Here is an 18,974-nt window from a genome sequence, read left to right as displayed (position 1 = left end):
GGCAGGCTTGCCGGATCGCTCATCCCGTCAGGCGGCCCGCCTTGCCATGCCCTCAGCCCCGCCGGTCCCGCCATGTCGCCCTGCCGCCGCAGCGCGGCCCGGCGGCAAGGCCCGGCGCCTATGCCGATCGCCCCATCCGCCGGGCGCTTCACAAGTCGCCGGGCACTGCCTATAAGCCGCGGCGATCCCGCGCTTGGCATTGACGAGGAAAGGTTGCCCCCATGATCCAGGTTCTCGGCCACAAGGCCCCCGACACCGACTCGACCGGATCGCCGCTGATCTGGGCCTGGTATCTGTCGCAGATGCGCAGCACCCCTGCGCGCGCGGTCCTGCAGGGAACCCCGAATACCGAGGCGGTGTGGATGCTGGGCAAATGGGGCCTCGACCTGCCCGAGATCATCGATGATCTCAAGCCCGGCGACCGCTGCGTCATCGTTGACACCAACAACCCCGCCGAACTGCCCGCCTCGCTGTCCCAGGCCGAGGTCGTCGAGATCATCGACCACCACATGCTGGCCGGCGGGATCACGACCCGCACCCCGATCAACATCACCATGCGGCCGCTGGCCTGCACCGCCACGATCATGCACGACCTGATCGGGAATGACCTCGAGCGCGCCCCCGCCTGGGTCAAGGGCGTGATGCTGACCTGCATCCTGTCGGACACGCTGGAATTCCGCAGCCCCACCACCACGCCGCACGACCGCCAGGTCGCCGAAAAGCTGGCCGCCGATCTGGGGATCGAAATTCCGCAATACGCCGCCGAGATGTTCACGGCAAAGTCGGATGTGTCCTCCTTCTCGGCAGCCGCCCTGCTGAGGATGGACAGCAAGGAATACGAGCTGGGCGGCAAGCGGCTGCGCATCTCGGTCCTGGAAACGACGGCCCCGCAGGTGCTGCTCGACCGCAAGGCGGACCTGCTGGCCGCCATCCCCGCCGTCGCCGCCGAGGAAGGCGCCGACGAGGTGCTGCTGTTCATCGTGGACATCCTGAACGAACGCTCCACGCTGCTGATCCCCAATGATTTCGTGCGCGCGGTCGCGGCGGCCACCTTTGAGGTGCAGGTGCCGGGCGACAGCGTCGTTCTGCCCGGCATCGTCAGCCGCAAGAAGCAGATCATCCCCGCGCTCAAGCTGTAACAACCCTTCTCGGCCGGGCCTGTGCCCCGCCCCCTTGTCAGGAGCCTTCCGCGCGTGACCCGCATCATCGATTCGCTGTCTGCGATTGCGCAGGACTATGACGTGCTGTTCTGCGACCTGTGGGGCTGCGTGCACAACGGCAAGGCCGCCTATCCGGCAGCCATCGCCGCGCTGCAGGATTTCCGGCGCGGGGGGGCAGGGTGGCGCTGGTCACCAATGCGCCGCGCCCGCGCGGTGCGGTGGCCGCGCAGATCGCCGGCCTTGGCGTTCCCGCCGATGCCTGGGACGAGATCGTGACCTCGGGCGATGCGGCGCAGGACGCGATGTTCTCGGGCCAGGTCGGGCACCGGGTCTGGCATGTCGGCCCGCCCAAGGACGTGGCCTTCTTCACCGAAACGGACGATCCGCGCGCCGCCTCGCTGCGCCGGGTTTCCCTTGACGAGGCCGAGGGCGTGGTCGTCACCGGACCCTTCGACGACCTAACCGAGACGCCGGAGGATTATCGCGAACGCCTCGGCCAAGCCGCCGAACGGGGGCTGCCGCTGCTGTGCGCCAATCCCGACCTCGTGGTCGATTACGGGGACCAGCGGCTTTACTGTGCCGGGGCGCTGGCGCAGCTTTACGAGGAACTGGGCGGCGAGGCCCTGTATTTCGGCAAGCCGCATGCGCCCATCTATGAACTGGCCCGCCGCCGCCTGGGTGTCGCCGACGCGCGCGAACTGGCCATCGGCGACGGCATCGGCACCGACATCGCCGGGGCGCTGGCGCAGGGGATCGATTCGCTGTTCGTGACCGGGGGATTGGCCGCCGAGCACATGGGGCAGGATGTCGAGCGCCCCGAACATCAGCGCATGACGGACTGGCTGTCGGCGCAATCGGCGGCAATGGCCATGACGATGGCGCCGACCTACGCCATCGGCCGGCTGCGCTAGGCACGCCACGCCTCGCGCCGGAGGAGGACCGGCGCGCATGCGGCCGGAAAGGGACAGGCCGGCGCCGCGGCATTGCGTCCGCGGGCCGGCACAGGGGGGATTGATGATGCAGGACAACCAGCCGCGCGGCACCATCGTCATCGAGGATCTTGAAATCGGGATGATGCGGTTCCTGCAAAAGCAGGTGACCGATCACGACATCGCCCTGTTTGCCGAGGTGTCCACCGACCGCAATCCTGTCCATCTGGATGACGCCTATGCGCGCGAGACGATGTTCCACGGACGCATCGCCCACGGAATGCTGACCGCGGGCCTCATCTCGGCCGTGATCGGGGAACAGCTGCCCGGCCACGGCACCGTCTATCTCAGCCAGACGCTGAAGTTCATGGCCCCTGTCAGGCCCGGCGACATTGTCCGGGCCGAGGTCGAGGTGCAGGCCATCGACCATGCCCGGCGTCGCGTCACCCTTGCCACGCGCTGCCTGGTCGGCGATACCGTCGTGCTCAGGGGCGAGGCCATGGTGCTGGCGCCATCCGGCAAGTTCGACTGAGGGGTCCGCCCCTCCGGCAGGGGTCCGCCGGACGAGGCCCCGCAGAAAGGGCGCCGGCAGGGCCGATGCAGAACGTTTCCATCCATATCCATCGTGACTGGCGCGGCCTGCCGGCCGCGGCGCGCGGGGCGACGGTGGCGATGGGGAATTTTGACGGCGTGCATCGGGGGCACCGGGTGGTGATCGACGCGGCCCGCGCCGCCCGTCCCGACGCGCCCCTGGGCGTCGTCACCTTCGAGCCGCATCCCCGCAGCTATTTCGCCCAGGCAGCCGGCCGGGCCGAGCCGCCCTTTCGCCTGATGAACCCCGAAGCGCGCGCCAACCGGCTGGCCCGGCTGGGCGTCAGCCGGCTTTACGAGCTGCCCTTCGATGCCGTGCTGGCGAGCCTGGCCCCGCCCGATTTCGCCCGCGAGGTGCTGGCCGAGGGGCTGGGGGTCGTCCATGTCGCGGTCGGCGCCGATTTCCGATTTGGCCGCGGCAGGCAGGGGGATGCGTCAACGCTGCAGGGGCTGGGGCAGGCGCTGGGTTTCGGGGTCACGGTGGTGCCGCTGCTGGCGCAAGGGGGCGCGCCGGCCAGTTCCACCGCGATCCGCGCCGCGCTGGCGGCCGGCCGCCCGCGCGAGGCCGAGGCGATGCTGGGCCACTGGCACCGGATCGAGGGCGAGGTGCTGCACGGGGAAAAGCGGGGCCGCCAGCTGGGCTATCCAACCGCCAACATGGCGCTGGACGGGCTGCACCTGCCCAGGCTGGGCGTCTATGCGGTGCTGGCCGATGTGCTGACCGGCCCCCACAAGGGCGCCTATGGCGGGGTCGCCAGCCTTGGGGTCAGGCCGATGTTCGGGGAAAACACGCCGAACCTGGAAACCTTTCTGTTCGATTTCACCGGCGATCTTTACGGCGAGCATCTTTCGATCGCCCTGGTCGATTACCTGCGCCCCGAGATGCGCTTTGACGGGGTCGAGGCGCTGGTCGCCCAGATGCGCGCCGACGAGGCCGAGGCCCGCCGCATCCTGTCGGCCCCGCGATGATGCGCGACCGTTTCTGGGAACTGCCGCTGGCCGATCTGTCCGCCGCCGAATGGGAGGCGCTGTGCGACGGCTGCGGGAAATGCTGCCTGAACAAGATCGAATACGAGGATGACGGCAGCGTCGAATTCACCCGCGTCGCCTGCCGCCTGCTCGACGGGCAAAGCTGCCGCTGTGCGTCCTATCCGAACCGCCATGATTTCGTTCCCGATTGCGTGGTGCTGACGCCGGCAAAGCTGCGCGAGATCGCCTGGTGGCTGCCGGCGACCTGCGCCTATCGCCTGCGGGCCGAGGGCAAGCCGCTTTACGCCTGGCACCATCTTGTTTCGGGCGATCCCGAGGCAATCCACCGGGCGGGTGTTTCGGTCAGGGGCTGGACGGTCAGCGAACTGGCGGTCAGCGAGGAGGACTGGGACCAGCATGTCATCGAGGATCTGTCATGAACTTCGGGTCGGACAACAGCTCGGGCGTGCATCCGCGCATCATGGCGGCGCTCGCGGCGGCCAATGACGGGTCCGCCCCCTCCTATGGGCGCGATGCGCTGACCGAAGGCGCGGCCGGGCGCCTGCGCGAGATCTTCGAGGCCCCGGATGCGGCGGTGTTCCTGGTCGGCACGGGCACGGGGTCCAATGCGCTGGCGCTGGCGCAGCTCTGCCCGCCATGGGGCCGCATCTTCTGCCATGAGACGGCGCATATCGAGACATCGGAAAGCGGCGGTCCGGCCTGGATGGCGGGCGGCGCGTCGCTGGCGCTGACGCCGGGGGCATGGGGGCGGATGACGCCGCAGGCCCTGGCCGCGCGGATCGCGGATTATCCGCAGGTGGACGAACATGACGGGCGCAACGCCGTGCTGTCGATCACCAATGCGACCGAATGGGGAACGGTGCATGACGCGGCCTCGGTCGCGGGGCTGTGCGCCGTCGCGCGGGGCGCAGGCATGGCGGTACATGTCGATGGCGCGCGCTTTGCCAATGCGGTTGCGGCGACGGGCGCATCGCCCGCGGCGCTGACATGGCGCGCGGGGGTCGATGCGCTGTCGCTGGGGGGCACCAAGAACGGCTGCCTTGCGCTTGAGGCGGTCGTGTTCTTCGATCCCGCGCGGGCGCAGGATTTCGCCTTTCGCCGGATGCGGGCGGGGCATCTGTGGTCCAAGCACCGCTTTCTGGCCGCGCAGGCGCTGGCCTGGCTGGAGGGCGGGCTGTGGCTTGATCTGGCGCGCCATGCCAATGCCGCCGCCGCCGAGCTGGCCGCCGGCCTGCGCAATTCGGGCCATGCGCCGCTGGCCCCGGTCGAGGCAAACGAAGTCTTCGTGCGCCTGCCGCGCGCGGTCATCGCCCGCGCCCGTGCGGCCGGGCTGCGTGCGGCCGACTGGCCGGCGGCCGGCGATGACGAGGATCGGGGCACGATCCGGCTGGTGACCGGCTGGACCACCACGGCAGAGGAGATCGCCGCCCTGCTGGCGGTGCTTTGATCCGCCGGCCCGGACAGCCGTTCCGCTGCGGGCAGTCAAGGAAGCAACCTGCGGCTGGACCGGCATCCGTTCAAACAGGGGCGCGGCGCAAGCCTGATCCGGAGTCGCCGATGGCCGGGATGTTCAAGAGGGCAGCCGAGCCCGGCCATGAGCCGCGGCAGGCATGGCGATATCGCCGCCTTACGACGTGCCTCCGCCGCCCTTTGCGCGCGTTCTGTCGCGCAGCAGCCCATCTGCTGCTGACAGGGCAGTTCCTGGGGTGTTGGGCAAGGCAGGCATCCTTGCCGCCTTTCGGCATCCGGCGGGTCATGGGAGGCCGCGCGCCCGACCACTGCCATGATGGCAAGGATCAATCTGCCGCCCCCGTCAGCCCCCGCCGTCAGTTGCCCAGCGCGGCCAGGATCATCGTCATCGCATGGGCCGTCGACGCGCGGCGCACGCCGTCGCGGCCCAGGGCGCCGAATTCCATCGTTTCGGTCCGCAGGCCGTCCACGCTGGCGACGCCGAAACAGACGCGGCCCTCGGGCTTGCTTTCTGACCCGCCCGGCCCCGCGATGCCCGTGATCGACACGGCCAGTCCCGCGCCCGACCGCTTAAGCGCCCCGGCGGCCATCTGCGCGGCGACCTGCGGGCTGACCGCCCCGTGATCGTCCAGCGCCTGCTGGCTGACCCCCAGCATCTGCACCTTGGCCTGGTTCGAATAGGTCACAAAGGCCCGGTCCAATGCGGCCGAACATCCCGGAATGTCGGTCAGCGCCGCCGACAGCATCCCGCCCGTGCAGCTTTCCGCGGCCGCCAGCATCACGCCCCGGTCCTGCGCCGCGGCGATCACCCGCCGGGCTAGGGCGTTCAGATCATCGGGGTTTCGTCCGCTCATCCCATCACCACGCCATGATAGATCCCGGCCGCCGCGATCGATGCGGCGGCGGCGAACAGTCCGGCCCAGATGTCATCCAGCATCACCCCGGCCGCGTCGCGGCGCCGGTCGGCCCGGCCGACCAGCCAGGGCTTCCAGATGTCGAACAGGCGAAAGAACAGGAACGGCATGACCAGGCCCGGCCATGGCATCGCGTCCCGCGGCAGCCCGGCAAACCAGAACCCGCCCGAGGTCGCGCACAGGGCGATCAACTGGCCGGCAACCTCGTCGATGACAATCTCGCTGCGGTCCTTGTCGGCCATCCCGGCGGTGAAGCGTGCCACCGACCAGAAGCCCAGCAGGATCGCCGCCGCGGTGCCCGCCAGCACCAGCGGGAAATGCCCCGCCCGGTGCAGCCCGTAACCCAGCGCAAGCGCGGCGGCCGAACCCCATGTCCCCGGCGCGGGGCGCAGCCGGCCGATCCCCAGCACCGTCGCGATCATGCCGTCCATCAGCCTTCTCCCACCAGCGTTGCGGTGGCGAGCGCGGCGATGCCTTCCTCGCGCCCGGTAAAGCCCAGCCGTTCCGAGGTGGTGGCCTTGACGCTGACGCGCCCCGGCCCGATCCCCATGATGTCGGCCAGGCGCGCCTGCATGGCGGCGGCATGGGGGCCGATCTTGGGCCGCTCGCATATCAGCGTCACATCGGCGTTGCCGATGCGGAACCCGCGTGCGCGGGCCAGATCGGCCGCGTGCCGCAGGAAGATGGCCGAGGCCGCGCCCTTCCACTGCGGGTCCGACGGGGGGAAATGACGGCCGATGTCGCCCTCGGCCAGCGCGCCGTAGATGGCGTCGGTCAGGGCGTGCATGCCCACATCCGCATCGGAATGGCCCACCAGCCCGCGACCATGCGCGATCTCGACCCCGCATAGCCAGACACTGGCGCCCGGCCCGAAGGCATGCACGTCATAGCCGTTGCCCAGCCGCACATCCATGCGCGCCCCCATGATCCGTCTGGCGCGCGCCATGTCCTGCGGCCAGGTGAGTTTCAGGTTGTCCTCGTCCCCCGGCACGATCGTCACGGGCATGCCGTGGCGGCGGGCCAGCTCCACGTCGTCGGCCGCATCCGCCGGCCCGTCGCGGTGGGCGGCAAGGATCGGCCCCAGCGCAAAGCCCTGCGGCGTCTGCGCGCGGTAAAGGCCGCTGCGGTCCATGGCGGCGGTGACGGTGCTGCCTTCGCCGCGCCACAGCGCGTCCGTGACGGGCAAGGCTGGGGCGGCGGCCTGCGCGCCCGCGTCCAGCGCCTCGATCACGCGGGCGATCACCTCGGGGCCGACCAGCGGCCGCGCGCCGTCATGGATCAGCACATGGGTGATGCCCGAGCCTTCCAGCGTTTCCAGCCCCGCGCGCACGCTGCCCGCGCGGGTGTCGGCGCCGGCGACCAGCGTGACGCGGCCCCCAAGCTCGTCCACCGCGCGGACCATGTCGTCCGGGTGGACGACGACCAGGATGCGCGGAAAGGCCGCGAAGGCCGCCACCGTGCGGGCCAGCACGCTGCCCGGCCCGAGGGGCTGCCACTGCTTGGGCAGGTCCCCGCCCATGCGGCTGCCCCGGCCCGCCGCGGTGATGAGGATCGCAATCATGTGAGGATCGATCATGATGTTCTCGATAAGGCAAGGCGCGCGAGGCCGCAATGAGGCCCCTCGCGCATGGCGGGCATGATGGCTATATCCCCCGCAGGTTTGCCTGAAGGAGCCGCCATGACCGAGCTTTCGCCCACCGATGCCGCCAAGGATGCCGCCGCGCGGGCGGCGGTGGCGCTGGTGCAGGACGGGATGCGGCTGGGCCTGGGGACCGGCTCGACCGCGGTGTTCATGGTCCACCGCCTGGCCGCGCGCATCCGGGCCGAAGGGCTGCGCCTGCGCTGCGCGGCGACCAGCCGGGCCACCTGCGAGCTGGCCGGGCGGCTGGGCATCGCCATCGAGGAACTGGACGAGATCGGCTGGCTTGACCTGACGCTGGACGGCGCCGACGAGATCGACCCCGACCTCAATCTCATCAAGGGGGGCGGGGGGGCGCATCTGCGCGAAAAGATCACCGCCGCGGCGTCGGACCGGATGGTGGTGGTCGCCGATCCGGCCAAGGTGGTCGAGGTGCTGGGCGCCTTTCACCTGCCAGTCGAGGTGACGCCCTTCGGGGTCGAGACGACGCGCATCCATATTCAGCGGCTGCTGGACGCGATGGGCATGACGCAGCGCCCGATGCTGCTGCGCCAGCGTGACGGGGCGATCTTCCGCACCGATGAGGGCAACCTGATCCTTGACCTGTCGCTGGACCGCATCGCCGATCCCGCCGCCCTGGGGCGCGGACTGAACGCCATCCCCGGCGTTGTGGAACACGGGCTGTTCCTGGGGATGTGCCATCTTGCACTGATCGGCAGCCCCGACGGGTCGGTCATCGAACTGACAAGACCCGAGGTGAGCGCATGAGCTTTGATTATGACCTGTTCGTGATCGGCGGCGGATCGGGCGGGGTGCGCGCGGCACGCATCGCGGCCAGCCAGCACGGCGCCAAGGTTGCCATCGCCGAGGAAAGCCGCTTTGGCGGCACCTGCGTCATTCGCGGCTGCGTGCCCAAGAAGCTGATGATCTTTGCCTCGACCGCCCCCGCCGCTGCCGCCGAGGCGCGCGGCTATGGCTGGGCAGATGCACAGGCGGGCGAATTCGACTGGCCCGCCTTCCGTGAAAAGCTGCGGGCCGAGCTGTCGCGCCTGGAAGGCTTGTACGAAGGCGGGCTGGTCACCGCCGGCGTGACGCTTTACCGCGCGCGTGCGCGGCTCGATGACCATCATACCGTCGTGCTTTCGACAGGCGAGCGGTTCACGGCGCGCCACATCCTGATCGCGGTCGGCGGGCGCCCCAGCCTGCCCGGCATCCCCGGCGAGGAACTGGCGATGATCTCGGACGACCTGTTCGAGATGGAGCGCCTGCCCCGCCGCGTCCTGGTCGTGGGCGGCGGCTTCATCGCCTGCGAATATTCGACCATCCTGAACGGGCTGGGATGCGAGACGACCTTGTGCCACCGGGGCGACAAGGTGCTGCGCGGCTTTGACGGCGAAGGCCGGACCCTGGTCACCCACCAGCTTGAAAACATCGGTGTGCGCCTGCGCCTTGAAAGCGCGCCGACCCGGCTCGAGCGCGAGGGGGACGGGCTCCGGGTCAGCTTTTCGGATGGCGGGGCCGAAAGCTTCGATGCCGTCATGCTGGCGGTGGGCCGCCATCCCTATACGGGCGGGCTGGGGCTGGAAAACACGGGCGTGCGCCTGGGCCGCCGCGGCGAGATCGTGGTGGACGAATGGTCGCAGACCTCGGTGCCCTCGATCTTTGCGGTGGGCGATGTCACCGACCGCGTGAACCTGACGCCCGTCGCCATCCGCGAAGGCCACGCCTTTGCCGACACGGTCTTCGGCGCGCAGCCCCGGCGCGTCGATCACGGCCTGATCGCCAGCGCCGTCTATGTCCGCCCCCATGAGCTGGGCACCGTCGGCCTGACCGAGGAGGAAGCCGCCGAACGCGGCCCGATCGAGGTCTACGAGGCGCGCTTTCGCCCCATGCGGTCGCTGTTTGCGGGGTCCGAGGCGCGGGCCCTGATGAAGCTGATCGTCTGCACCGAGACGCGCCGGGTGCTCGGCTGCCACATCTTCGCCCCCGAAGCGGGCGAGATGATCCAGCTGGTCGCCGTCGCCGTAGGGATGGGCGCCACCAAGGAACAGTTCGATGCGACGGTGGCGGTCCACCCCACACTGGCGGAGGAGCTGGTCACGATGCGCGCGCCCGTCCGCCGCGCGGGCGGTGCGACGGCCTGAGGCTGCCCCCTTGGGGCGGGCAAAGGGCAGGCGTGACAGGTCGCACCCTTGTCCCGCCGAACATAAGCCCTAGTTATGACGCAGCTTCTGACGAAAGGCACGAGGATGGCACAAGGACCTTGGGGCGGCGCAAACGATGGTGACGACGAACGTCCCGCCCGCCCGCAGCCCCCGCGCCCCGAAACGCCGCGCCCTTCCGGGCAGCAACCGCAGCGCCCCTGGGGGACCGGAGGCTCGGACCAGCAGCCGCCCCCGCCGGGCGGGCGTCGCCCCGACCAGGTTCCCGAGATCGAGGAACTGATGCGCAAGGGACAGGATCGCTTGCGTGTTCTGATCGGCGGGCGCGATGCGCGCGGGCGCACCGGCGGGCCGCGGCGGCCCGGCCCGCCCTCGGGCCTGCCGCGTATGGACCGGAGCAAATGGGGCATCGCCGCGCTGGCGGGTGCCGTCCTGTGGGGCATTGCCAGTTTTTACCAGGTGGATACGGGCGAGAAGTCGGTCGAACTGCTGTTCGGCCGCCCCTATGCCGTGCGCGACGAGGGAGCCAATTTCGCGCCCTGGCCCTTCATCACGCGCCACATCATCGCGGTGACGGGGGAACGCACGATCGAGATCGGCACGGGCCGGGATGCGCTTGACAGCGGCCTGATGCTGACCCGTGACCAGAACATCGTGGACATGAGCTATCAGGTCGTCTGGAATGTCTCGAACCCCGAGCAGTTCCTGTTCAACCTTGCCGATCCCGAGGGCACCATCCGCGCCGTGGCCGAAAGCGCGATGCGCGACATCGTGGCCCGGTCCGAGCTGGCCCCGATCCTCAACCGTGACCGCGGGCAGATCGCCCGTGATGCCGAACTGGCGATCCAGCAGACGCTGGACAGCTATCAGGCCGGCATCAACGTGGTGCGCGTCAACCTTGGCCGCGCCGATCCGCCGGCCGAGGTCATCGACAGCTTCCGCGAGGTCCAGGCCGCGCAGCAGGAACGCGACAAGCTGGAAAAGGAAGCCGATGCCTATGCCAACCGCGTCCTGGCCAATGCCCGCGGCGAATCCGCCGCCATGGTCGAGCAGGCCGAGGCCTATCGCGCCCAGGCCGTGAACGATGCGCAGGGCGAAGCGGCGCGCTTCAACTCGGTCTATGACGAATATGTCAAGGCGCCCGAGGTAACGCGGCGGCGGATGTATCTTGAAACCATGGAACGGGTGCTGGGCGGGGTGAACAAGGTGATCCTGGAAGGCGACGGGGCCGGCGGGCAGGGCGTCGTGCCCTATCTGCCGCTGGACCAGCTGCGCCCCGCAGGCGCAGCCGGACAGCCCGCGGCGACGGGAACCGCACCGGCCGGATTGCCGGCCTCGGGCGCCCAGGCCGCAGGTGCGGGCCGCGCCGCCGCAACGACGGGCAATGCCGCAAGGGGGAACAACTGATGCGCCGTGCGATTTCCTTCTTTGCCCTGCCGCTTGTCGTGGCCGTGGCGCTGCTTGTGACGGCGTCGGTCTATATCGTGGATGTGCGGGAAAAGGCGCTGGTCCTGCGGTTCGGCGAGGTGGTCGCTGTCCGGCAGGAACCTGGCCTCGGGTTCAAGCTGCCGCTCATCGACCGGGTGGTGCGCTATGACGCGCGCATTCTCGGCCTGCCGACCGACCCGATGGAGGTCACGCCCCTCGACGATCGCCGCCTTGTCGTCGATGCCTTTGCGCGCTGGCAGATCGAGGATGCCGTCACCTTCCGCCGCGCAACGGGCGAGGGCGGGATCGACTTTGCCCAGAGCCGGCTGGCCGGCATCCTGACCAACGCGATCCGCGGCGTTCTCGGATCGGTGCCCTCGACGGCGGTGCTGTCGCAGGACCGCACCAACCTGATGGGCCAGATCCGAGACGCCGCGCGCGGCGAGGCCGAAGCCCTGGGCGTGCAGATCATCGACGTGCGGCTGACCCGGACCGATCTGCCGGCGCAGAACCTGAACGCGACCTATGCCCGGATGCGGGCCGAGCGCGAGCGCGAGGCGGCCGACGAAACCGCCCGCGGGGGCGAGGCGGCCCAGCGCGTGCGCGCCGCCGCCGACCGGACCGTGGTCGAGCTGACCTCGGATGCCCGCCGCAAGGCCGAGATCGTCCGCGGCGAGGCCGACGCCCAGCGCAACGCCATCTATGCCGAGGCCTTCGGCAAGGACCCCGAGTTCTTTGCCTTCACCCGCTCGATGACGGCTTACGAACGGGCGCTGAAGGGGCAGAACAGCTCGATGGTGATCACGCCGCAGGGCGAGTTCTTCAGCTATCTCGGCGCTGGTGATGGCGCGGGCGCCAGCCCGGTTGCTGTGCCCCCGCAGGTGGCCGCGGCCGTTCCCGCCAATCCCGCCCCGACCAGCGAGGTCGCGGCTCAGGCGGCGGCGCAGGCTGCAGCCGCCGCCGCGGCGGCTGCCGAAACCGCTGCCCGTGCCGAGGGTGGAAGCGCCAGCGATACCGCGGCGCCGGTGATGCAGCCCTCTGCACCTGCACCTGCACCTGAAGCTACGGCCCCTGATGCGCCTGCCGCAGCGTCCCCCGGCGCTGCGCCGCCGGCGGCTGTGCCCGCGAACTGACCGGCCTGGTGGCGCGGCCTTACCGGGCCGCGCCTTTTTCCACGGGCGACAGCGCCAGAGCAGACAGAACTTCACGCGGAAATGACGCCTGATGCGTTGCTATTGCGCAACAAATCTCCACATCTGGCGCTTGCAACCCGCGGCCGTCAGCATGGGGGCCGGGGCGAAGTGACGGAGATCGTGGATGACGTATCTAACGCAATCAAGGCGCGGGCTGGTGGCCTCGGCACTGGCTTTGACGCTGGGGCTTGCGCCGGCCTTTGCGCAGTCGCCGGCACCGGCCCCGGTGCCTCCCGCCGCCGGCGCCCCGGCGCAGCCGCAGGCCGGCACTGCCCCGGCGATGCCGCAGAACATGCCCCAGACGACGACGACGCCGGATCAGCCGATGACGGGCAAGGTGCCCGAGGCGGCGAATGCAAACGCACCCGTTGGCACCGGCGCATCGCAGGGCCAGGGCCGGCAGACCGGCCCCGACAGCTTTGCCGACGTGGTGGCGGCGGTCAGCCCGGCGGTGGTGAACATCACCACGACTGCTGTGGTTTCGCGCCCGGTGCAGCAAGGGCCGGCCTTCCCCGAGGGCAGCCCCTTTTCGGACCTGTTCCGTGATTTCGGCATCCCCGGCCCCGGCAGGCGCGGCGATTCGCCCTTTGGCGGGCCGATGCAGCAGGAGCGTTCGACCGCGCTGGGTTCGGGCTTCGTGATCTCGTCCGACGGCTTCATCGTCACCAACAACCACGTCATCGACGGGGCCGACGAGATCGAGATCGAGTTCTATTCCGGCGCCCGGCTGCCGGCCAAGCTGGTCGGGACCGACCCCACCACCGACATCGCCGTTCTGAAGGTCCAGGCCGACAAGCCGCTGCCCTTCCTCAAGTTCGGGGACAGCGACGCGGCGCGGGTGGGCGACTGGGTGCTGGCGCTGGGGAACCCGCTGGGGCAGGGGCTGTCCGCCTCGTCCGGGATCATCTCGGCGAAAAGCCGGGCCCTGACCGGCACCTATGACGATTTCATCCAGACCGACGCGGCGATCAACCGCGGCAACTCGGGCGGGCCGCTGTTCAACATGCAGGGCGAGGTCGTGGGCGTGAACACGGCGATCCTGTCGCCCAATGGCGGCTCGATCGGGATCGGCTTCTCGATGGCCTCGAATGTGGTCTCCAAGGTCGTGGACCAGCTGCGCGAGTTCGGCGAGACGCGGCGCGGCTGGCTGGGCGTCAAGATCCAGGACGTGACGCCGGACATCGCCAATTCGCTGGGCCTGGCAGCGGAAAAGGGCGCCATGGTCACCGATGTGCCGGCCGGCCCGGCGGCGGATGCCGGGGTGCAGGCAGGCGACGTGATCACCCGCTTTGCCGGGGGCGAGGTGGCCGACACGCGCGATCTGGTGCGCCGGGTCGCCGATGCGCCGGTGGGCGAGGCGGTGGACGTGACCGTCCAGCGCGCCGGCAAGCCGGTCGATCTCAAGATCACGCTGGGGCGGCGCGAGCTGGCCGATGCCGATGAGCGTGGCGAGGGTGAGGAGCGGGGCGACCCGCAGAGCCAGCAAGGCGATGCGGTGCTGGGGATGACGCTGTCACGGCTGACGCCCGATCTTGCGGCGCGGCTGCGCCTTCCTGAAAACAGCAAGGGCCTTGTCGTCGAGGATGTGGACGCCAAGAGCGATGCGGCCGCCAAGGGGCTGCAGCCGGGCGATGTGATCGTCGAGGCGGGGCAGAAGCCTGTGGCGACGCTTGGCGATCTGCGCGGCCGCGTGGCCGAGGCCAAAGAGGCGGGCCGCCAGTCGGTGCTGCTGCTGATCCGCCGCGGGGGCGAGCCGCGTTTTCTGGCCCTGTCGATCGACTGAGCGCGCAGGCCCGGTCGGAAAGGGAAAGGGGCGCCCCGTGGCGCCCCTTTTGTCATTGCTGGGCAGACCGGCTTATTTCTGGGCGGCCTTGGCGGCATCCTGCAGGGCGGTGAAGCCCGCGGTGAAGCCCTTGAGCGACATGTTCAGCTTGACCTGATCCTTGGCCGGATCGCCCCCGAACGGCAGCAGGGATACCGTCGAGACGCTGCCCTTCTTCAGCCCGTTCAGTTCGGCATCCGTCATCCCGATGCGCGAGACGCAGCCGACCGGCGCGCAGACGAGGAAGGGATAGCGATGCTCGGCCGCCGCATCGATCTTCAGCCCCAGGCCGGCCTGCAAGTCCGTCTCGAGCGGCGCGACGAAGTTCAGGATCGCCGCCGCCTTGCCGGTGAACGGGATGACCGAAATCTCGGCGACAGGCTTGCTGTACTGGTCCTTGAGCAGCTGATACAGCTCGCACGGATCCTTGCCGTCCTTGGTGCGCAGGCAGCGCAGCGTCCATTCGTCATGGGTGGACTTGCTGTAATAGCTGCCCACCTGCTGATCGTCGGCCGCATTGCCCGCAGGGGCCGGCGCGCCGTCCGCCGCAGGGGCGGGGTTCGCTGCCGGGGCAGGGGTGGCTGCCGGGGCTGCCGGGGCGGGGGTGGCGGCAGGAGCGGCGGGGGCAGGATCCGGGCTGGCTGCCGGGGCGGGCGTTTGCGCTGCGCTGCCGGCTGCTGCAGGCGCGGCGGCATCGGCAGGGGCCGCGGGGACCACGGCCGGGGCATCAGGCGATGCAGCGGGGGACGCAGACCCGGCCGGCGCCGCGGCGCTTTCCGGCGCGGCGGCCGGTGCCGTGGCCGTCTGGGCCAGCGCCGCGACCGGGGCCGCAGCCAGCAGCGCAGCGAGAACGGCGTAAGAGGTTCGTGCCATTTCGGATCCTTTCGATTGAAGGCGCCCGGCGCTGGTAGCACGGCCCACGGGCGCTGTCAGGGGCGCCGGTGTAACCTTTGCGTAGGCAGGCCCGGCCCAGGGCAGCAGGCGGGCAGCAGCCCCCTGCAAAGGCTGAAAAGGGGACGCGCCCGCCTCAGGCTGCATCCCCTTCGTCCCTGTCGGACCCGGCCTTATTGCGTCAGAGGTTAGCGGGGCACGGCGCCTGCGTCAATCGACCCGCAGGCCCGCCGCCCCCGCCTGCAGCGAAAAAAGCCGCGCCCGAAGGCGCGGCAAGGCGTTACGGAGGAAGCACCGGACCCTTCGCCCCGAACGGCCCGACACGGCACACTCTGGCATGCAGGGCTTAACGGAGTATTGTCGCAGCGTGCGAAACCGTTGCGCCGCGCCATCCATCAACAACAAGGCTGTGTTCCCGTGTCCGACATCCCTGCCCATGGCCCCGGCGATGCTGCCCTGCCAACCACGCCGCTTGCCGAGCCGCCGCAAGGCGGCCGCCCGGTCGTCGATCTGGAGCGCGGCACCGTCCTTGTCGGCGGCGCGGGGCCCGGACAGGGCGAGCCGCAGCATCTTCTTTTGAAATACGCCAACCGGCACGGGCTTATCGCGGGTGCGACGGGGACGGGCAAGACGGTGACCTTGCAGACCCTTGCCGAGGCAATGTCGCTGGCAGGGGTTCCGGTCGTGCTGTCGGACATCAAGGGCGATCTGGCCGGCATGGCGCTGCCCGGCGGAGAGCCGGCCCCGGCCGCCGGTTTTTCAGAGCGCGCGGCGCGCATCGGGCTGCGCCCCGAATTCCGGGGTTTTCCGGTGACGTTCTGGGACGTGTGGGGCGAAAAGGGGCACCCTGTTCGCACCACGCCTTCGGAAATGGGGCCGCTGTTGCTGTCGCGCCTCATGGGGCTGACCGACGCACAGGAAGGGGTGATGAACATCGTCTTCCGCGTCGCCGATGACGAGGGGCTTGCCCTGGCCGACCTGAAGGATCTGCAGGCGATGCTCGTCTGGGCCGGCCAGAACGCAAAGGATCTGAGCCTGCGCTACGGCAATGTCTCGACCGCATCGGTGGGGGCGATCCAGCGCGCGTTGCTGGTGCTGGAACAGCAGGGCGGCGGGCGGCTGTTCGGCGAGCCGGCGCTTGAACTGGCCGACCTGATCCGCATGGACGCATCGGGCAGGGGCATCGTCAACATCCTGGCCGCGGACCGGCTGATGAACGCGCCGCGCCTTTACGCGACCTTCCTGCTGTGGCTGCTGTCGGAACTGTTCGAGCAGCTGCCCGAGGTGGGCGACGTGGACAAGCCGCGGCTCGCCTTCTTCTTCGACGAGGCGCATCTGCTGTTTGACGGGGCGCCCCCGGTGCTGGTGGACAAGATCCAGCAGGTCGCCCGGCTGATCCGGTCCAAGGGGGTCAGCGTCTGGTTCATCACCCAGAACCCCGCCGATGTGCCCGACGCGGTGCTGGCGCAGCTTGGCAACCGCGTCCAGCACGCCCTGCGCGCCTTTACCCCGAAGGACAACAAGGCATTGCGCCAGGCGGCAGCGAATTACCGCCCCAACCCCGCCTTTGATACCGCCGAGGCGATCACCGGCCTTGGCACCGGCGAGGCGCTGACCTCGTTTCTCGAGGCGAACGGGGCGCCGGGGATGGTTCAGCGCACCCTGATCCGCCCGCCTCAGTCGCGGCTGGGCGCCATCCCCGATGCCGAGCGCGCGCGCCTCGTGCAGCTGTCCCCCCTGGGGCTGAAATACGGCCAGACCATCGACCGCGACAGCGCCTATGAACGGCTTGCCGCGCGCGCCGAAACGGCGGCCCGCCAGGCCGAGGACCATGATCTGTTCACGATGCAGCCCTCGGGCGCGGCGGGCGCCCGCCGCCACAATCCTGCCATCCAGATCAACACGCAGACGCCGGCGGGGCGGCGCCGGGGCGACACGATCGTGCAGACCTTCGGCAAAAGCGTTGCGCGCCAGATCGGAAGCAGCGCGGGCCGCATGATCGTGCGTGGCGTGCTCGGCTCGCTGCTGCCCGGAAGGTAAGCGCCCCCCGCTCAGCCGACGACCCGCAGCGTGCCGGCGCTGGGCACCAGCTGCGATTCGGCCAGGATCGCGATCATCAGCAGGACATGCTGATGCAGGTCGTATTCCGCATCACCTTCCTGCCGGGCGCTGTTCAGGCGGTCCTCCTCGGCGCGCAACCGCGGCAGGGCGTGGCCAGGCGCGGGGACATGATCGCTGCGCAGGATGCGGCGCAGGTCACGTTCGCGCCGCCAGTGATTCTGCCCCTCGATCGCCGCGCGCACCAGCAATGCCGGGCGACGAAGGGGCTGGCCCACCGGCTGCACCGGAAAGGCAAGGATATTCGACATGAGGCTCATCGCGATCTCTCTGCTTGCAGGTTGCGGGCCCTGTTTGCCTGCTGGGCAGCGATGTTGCGCAGGCGCCATGCGCAGCGCGCGACATGGTTAACTCTCTTTAGGGAATCTTAGCGCCTGATGACCGAAGTGCCGGCGACCTGTCTTTTTCGACAGGTCGTTTCCCGCTGGCCCAGGACATGAGGAACGATCGACATGATGATTATGACGGGTGATCTAAGCGAGGCGATGGCGGTCGTGGCGACCGTCACGGGCGCTTTGCCGACAGCCGCACCCGGGACAGGCGCAGCTGCGGCCGAAGGCAGCGCCCCCCCGGCGCCAGCCCTGCCCGAGGATGCGCAGCTGTATCTGCGCCACGTCGAAGGGGGCGAGACGATCCGCGCCCTTGCCCGCGAGGCGGGCTGCCATGCCTCGACCATCCTGCGCCGCATCCGCCGCTTCGAAAACCGCCGCGATGACCCGCTGGTCGATCGGGCGGTCGAACGCAGTGCCGCGCTTGGCCGGCCGGCTGCCGATCTGTCCGAGATCCGCCGCATCCTGCGCCGCCTGGCCGAACCGGGCGCCGTTCTGGCCGTGGCCGAAGGGATGGACAAGGCGATCATCACCCGTTCGGACATCCGCACGGCCGTCCTTGATCGCAAGCTGGCCGAGCTGTTGGCGCTGCGCGGCTGGGTGGGGTTGTTGGGGCAGGGGCGGATCACCCGCCATGCGATCACGCCCGCAGGGCGCGCGGCGCTCAAGGCGATGATGATGGGGCGCTATGCAGGCCTGCCCGAAGCAGGCGGGGTGTGCGAGAACGCGGCCGAGGCCGTCCCTGGCGCATCAGGTCTGGCCGAGGCGGCAGCGCCCTTCGTCCATGCGCCGGGCGGCCCTGACACTGCACCCGACATGGGCCCGGCCGCGGCCCAGGCGCACCGCATCTATGAGGATCGCACCCTGGACGACCCCGAGGGGCCGGGCATGCGGCGCATGAGGGTGAACATCGCGGAAAGCCCGCTGCTGGTTCTGGCGCGGCGGCGCGATGCCAACGGGCAACCTTTCCTGGACAGCGGCATGGTCGCCGCGGGCGAACGGCTGCGCGAGGATTTCGAACTGGCGCAGATGGGGGCGCGGGTCACGCAGAACTGGGACGGGTTCCTGACCGCGGGAATCGATGCCGGCTTCAACGCCGGCTGGGGCGGCGGTTCCGAATCCGCCCGCCGCCGGGTTGCCGAGGCGCTGCGCGATCTTGGCCCCGGCATGGGCGATCTGGTGCTGCGCGTGTGCTGCTTTCTCGAGGGGATCGAGATGACCGAGCGCCGGCTTGGCTGGGCAGCGCGTTCGGGCAAGGTGGTGCTGCGCCTGGCGCTGATGCGGCTCGAACGCTTTTACCGCGAACGTTACGGCAGCGGCAGCCCGTTGATCGGCTGA

General features: G+C 70.0%; 17 protein-coding genes and 1 pseudogene. 13 read left to right on the top strand and 5 right to left on the bottom strand.

Going from position 1 to position 18,974, the window contains the following annotated elements; translation table 11 throughout:
• Positions 1-221: 221 nt before the first annotated feature.
• The 6 genes and pseudogenes from B0A89_RS13405 to B0A89_RS13380 all read left to right on the top strand — a co-directional run bounded on the left by B0A89_RS13405 (position 222) and on the right by B0A89_RS13380 (position 5,117).
• Positions 222-1,139 carry a manganese-dependent inorganic pyrophosphatase gene (locus tag B0A89_RS13405; protein WP_085378540.1) on the top strand — a complete coding sequence of 306 codons (918 nt, stop codon included), beginning with the start codon at positions 222-224 and terminating at the stop codon, positions 1,137-1,139.
• A 54-nt stretch (positions 1,140-1,193) separates the two neighbouring features.
• Positions 1,194-2,071 (top strand): annotated as a pseudogene (locus B0A89_RS13400) (TIGR01459 family HAD-type hydrolase).
• A 106-nt stretch (positions 2,072-2,177) separates the two neighbouring features.
• Positions 2,178-2,621, top strand: a complete 444-nt coding sequence (locus B0A89_RS13395) for a MaoC family dehydratase (RefSeq protein ID WP_085378941.1) — start codon at positions 2,178-2,180, stop codon at positions 2,619-2,621.
• An 80-nt stretch (positions 2,622-2,701) separates the two neighbouring features.
• The gene (locus tag B0A89_RS13390; protein ID WP_085378940.1) at positions 2,702-3,649 is read left to right on the top strand and encodes a bifunctional riboflavin kinase/FAD synthetase; all 948 of its coding nucleotides are present in this window, start codon (positions 2,702-2,704) and stop codon (positions 3,647-3,649) included.
• On the top strand, positions 3,649-4,089 hold the full coding sequence (locus B0A89_RS13385; RefSeq protein WP_085378939.1) for a YcgN family cysteine cluster protein: 441 nt from the start codon (positions 3,649-3,651) through the stop codon (positions 4,087-4,089). The genes B0A89_RS13390 and B0A89_RS13385 overlap by 1 nt, the downstream gene beginning before the upstream one ends.
• On the top strand, positions 4,086-5,117 hold the full coding sequence (locus B0A89_RS13380) for a threonine aldolase family protein (protein WP_085378539.1): 1,032 nt from the start codon (positions 4,086-4,088) through the stop codon (positions 5,115-5,117). Before B0A89_RS13385 ends, B0A89_RS13380 begins: the two co-directional genes overlap by 4 nt.
• A gap of 379 nt (positions 5,118-5,496) precedes the next feature.
• On the opposite strand, the gene B0A89_RS13375 is transcribed toward B0A89_RS13380, so the two are convergent.
• The 3 genes from B0A89_RS13375 to B0A89_RS13365 are packed head-to-tail and all read right to left on the bottom strand — an operon-like array spanning position 5,497 to position 7,630.
• Positions 5,497-5,994: a CinA family protein gene (locus tag B0A89_RS13375; protein ID WP_085378538.1), complete on the bottom strand. Its 498-nt coding sequence runs from the start codon at positions 5,992-5,994 to the stop codon at positions 5,497-5,499.
• A complete protein-coding gene (locus B0A89_RS13370; protein ID WP_085378537.1) occupies positions 5,991-6,485 on the bottom strand; it encodes a phosphatidylglycerophosphatase A family protein in 495 nt (164 codons plus the stop codon). The genes B0A89_RS13375 and B0A89_RS13370 overlap by 4 nt, the downstream gene beginning before the upstream one ends.
• Complete coding sequence (locus tag B0A89_RS13365; protein WP_085378536.1) at positions 6,485-7,630, bottom strand: bifunctional 2-C-methyl-D-erythritol 4-phosphate cytidylyltransferase/2-C-methyl-D-erythritol 2,4-cyclodiphosphate synthase; 1,146 nt, start codon at positions 7,628-7,630, stop codon at positions 6,485-6,487. Before B0A89_RS13365 ends, B0A89_RS13370 begins: the two co-directional genes overlap by 1 nt.
• Before the next feature lie 102 nt (positions 7,631-7,732).
• Here B0A89_RS13365 and rpiA point away from each other — a divergent pair, with 102 nt between their 5' ends.
• From rpiA to B0A89_RS13340, 5 genes are all read left to right on the top strand, one after another.
• On the top strand, positions 7,733-8,461 hold the full coding sequence (gene rpiA, locus B0A89_RS13360; protein ID WP_085378535.1) for a ribose-5-phosphate isomerase RpiA: 729 nt from the start codon (positions 7,733-7,735) through the stop codon (positions 8,459-8,461).
• The gene (gene gorA / locus B0A89_RS13355) at positions 8,458-9,837 is read left to right on the top strand and encodes a glutathione-disulfide reductase (RefSeq protein ID WP_085378534.1); all 1,380 of its coding nucleotides are present in this window, start codon (positions 8,458-8,460) and stop codon (positions 9,835-9,837) included. Before rpiA ends, gorA begins: the two co-directional genes overlap by 4 nt.
• Positions 9,838-9,942: 105 nt before the next feature.
• Positions 9,943-11,262 (top strand): FtsH protease activity modulator HflK, encoded by a 1,320-nt coding sequence (gene hflK / locus B0A89_RS13350; RefSeq protein ID WP_085378533.1) that lies wholly within the window; start codon positions 9,943-9,945, stop codon positions 11,260-11,262.
• Positions 11,262-12,416, top strand: coding sequence for a protease modulator HflC (gene hflC, locus B0A89_RS13345; RefSeq protein ID WP_085378532.1), 1,155 nt, complete (start codon positions 11,262-11,264; stop codon positions 12,414-12,416). The genes hflK and hflC overlap by 1 nt, the downstream gene beginning before the upstream one ends.
• Positions 12,417-12,600: 184 nt before the next feature.
• The gene (locus B0A89_RS13340; protein ID WP_240558559.1) at positions 12,601-14,259 is read left to right on the top strand and encodes a Do family serine endopeptidase; all 1,659 of its coding nucleotides are present in this window, start codon (positions 12,601-12,603) and stop codon (positions 14,257-14,259) included.
• A gap of 72 nt (positions 14,260-14,331) precedes the next feature.
• Here B0A89_RS13340 and B0A89_RS13335 read toward each other — a convergent pair whose 3' ends face one another.
• Positions 14,332-15,171, bottom strand: a complete 840-nt coding sequence (locus tag B0A89_RS13335) for an invasion associated locus B family protein (protein ID WP_085378531.1) — start codon at positions 15,169-15,171, stop codon at positions 14,332-14,334.
• A gap of 528 nt (positions 15,172-15,699) precedes the next feature.
• Here B0A89_RS13335 and B0A89_RS13330 point away from each other — a divergent pair.
• The gene (locus B0A89_RS13330) at positions 15,700-17,229 is read left to right on the top strand and encodes a helicase HerA-like domain-containing protein (protein WP_085378937.1); all 1,530 of its coding nucleotides are present in this window, start codon (positions 15,700-15,702) and stop codon (positions 17,227-17,229) included.
• Positions 17,230-17,240: 11 nt separating this feature from the next.
• Here B0A89_RS13330 and B0A89_RS13325 read toward each other — a convergent pair whose 3' ends face one another.
• A complete protein-coding gene (locus B0A89_RS13325) occupies positions 17,241-17,567 on the bottom strand; it encodes a DUF6477 family protein (RefSeq protein WP_085378530.1) in 327 nt (108 codons plus the stop codon).
• A 186-nt stretch (positions 17,568-17,753) separates the two neighbouring features.
• Here B0A89_RS13325 and B0A89_RS13320 point away from each other — a divergent pair, with 186 nt between their 5' ends.
• A complete protein-coding gene (locus B0A89_RS13320; RefSeq protein WP_240558708.1) occupies positions 17,754-18,974 on the top strand; it encodes a DUF6456 domain-containing protein in 1,221 nt (406 codons plus the stop codon).

The organism is Paracoccus contaminans, from assembly GCF_002105555.1.
GTDB classification, from domain to species: Bacteria; Pseudomonadota; Alphaproteobacteria; order Rhodobacterales; family Rhodobacteraceae; genus Paracoccus; species Paracoccus contaminans.
The sequence above is the reverse complement of the archived record's forward strand: the minus strand, read 5'-3'. Positions and strand labels throughout refer to the sequence as shown.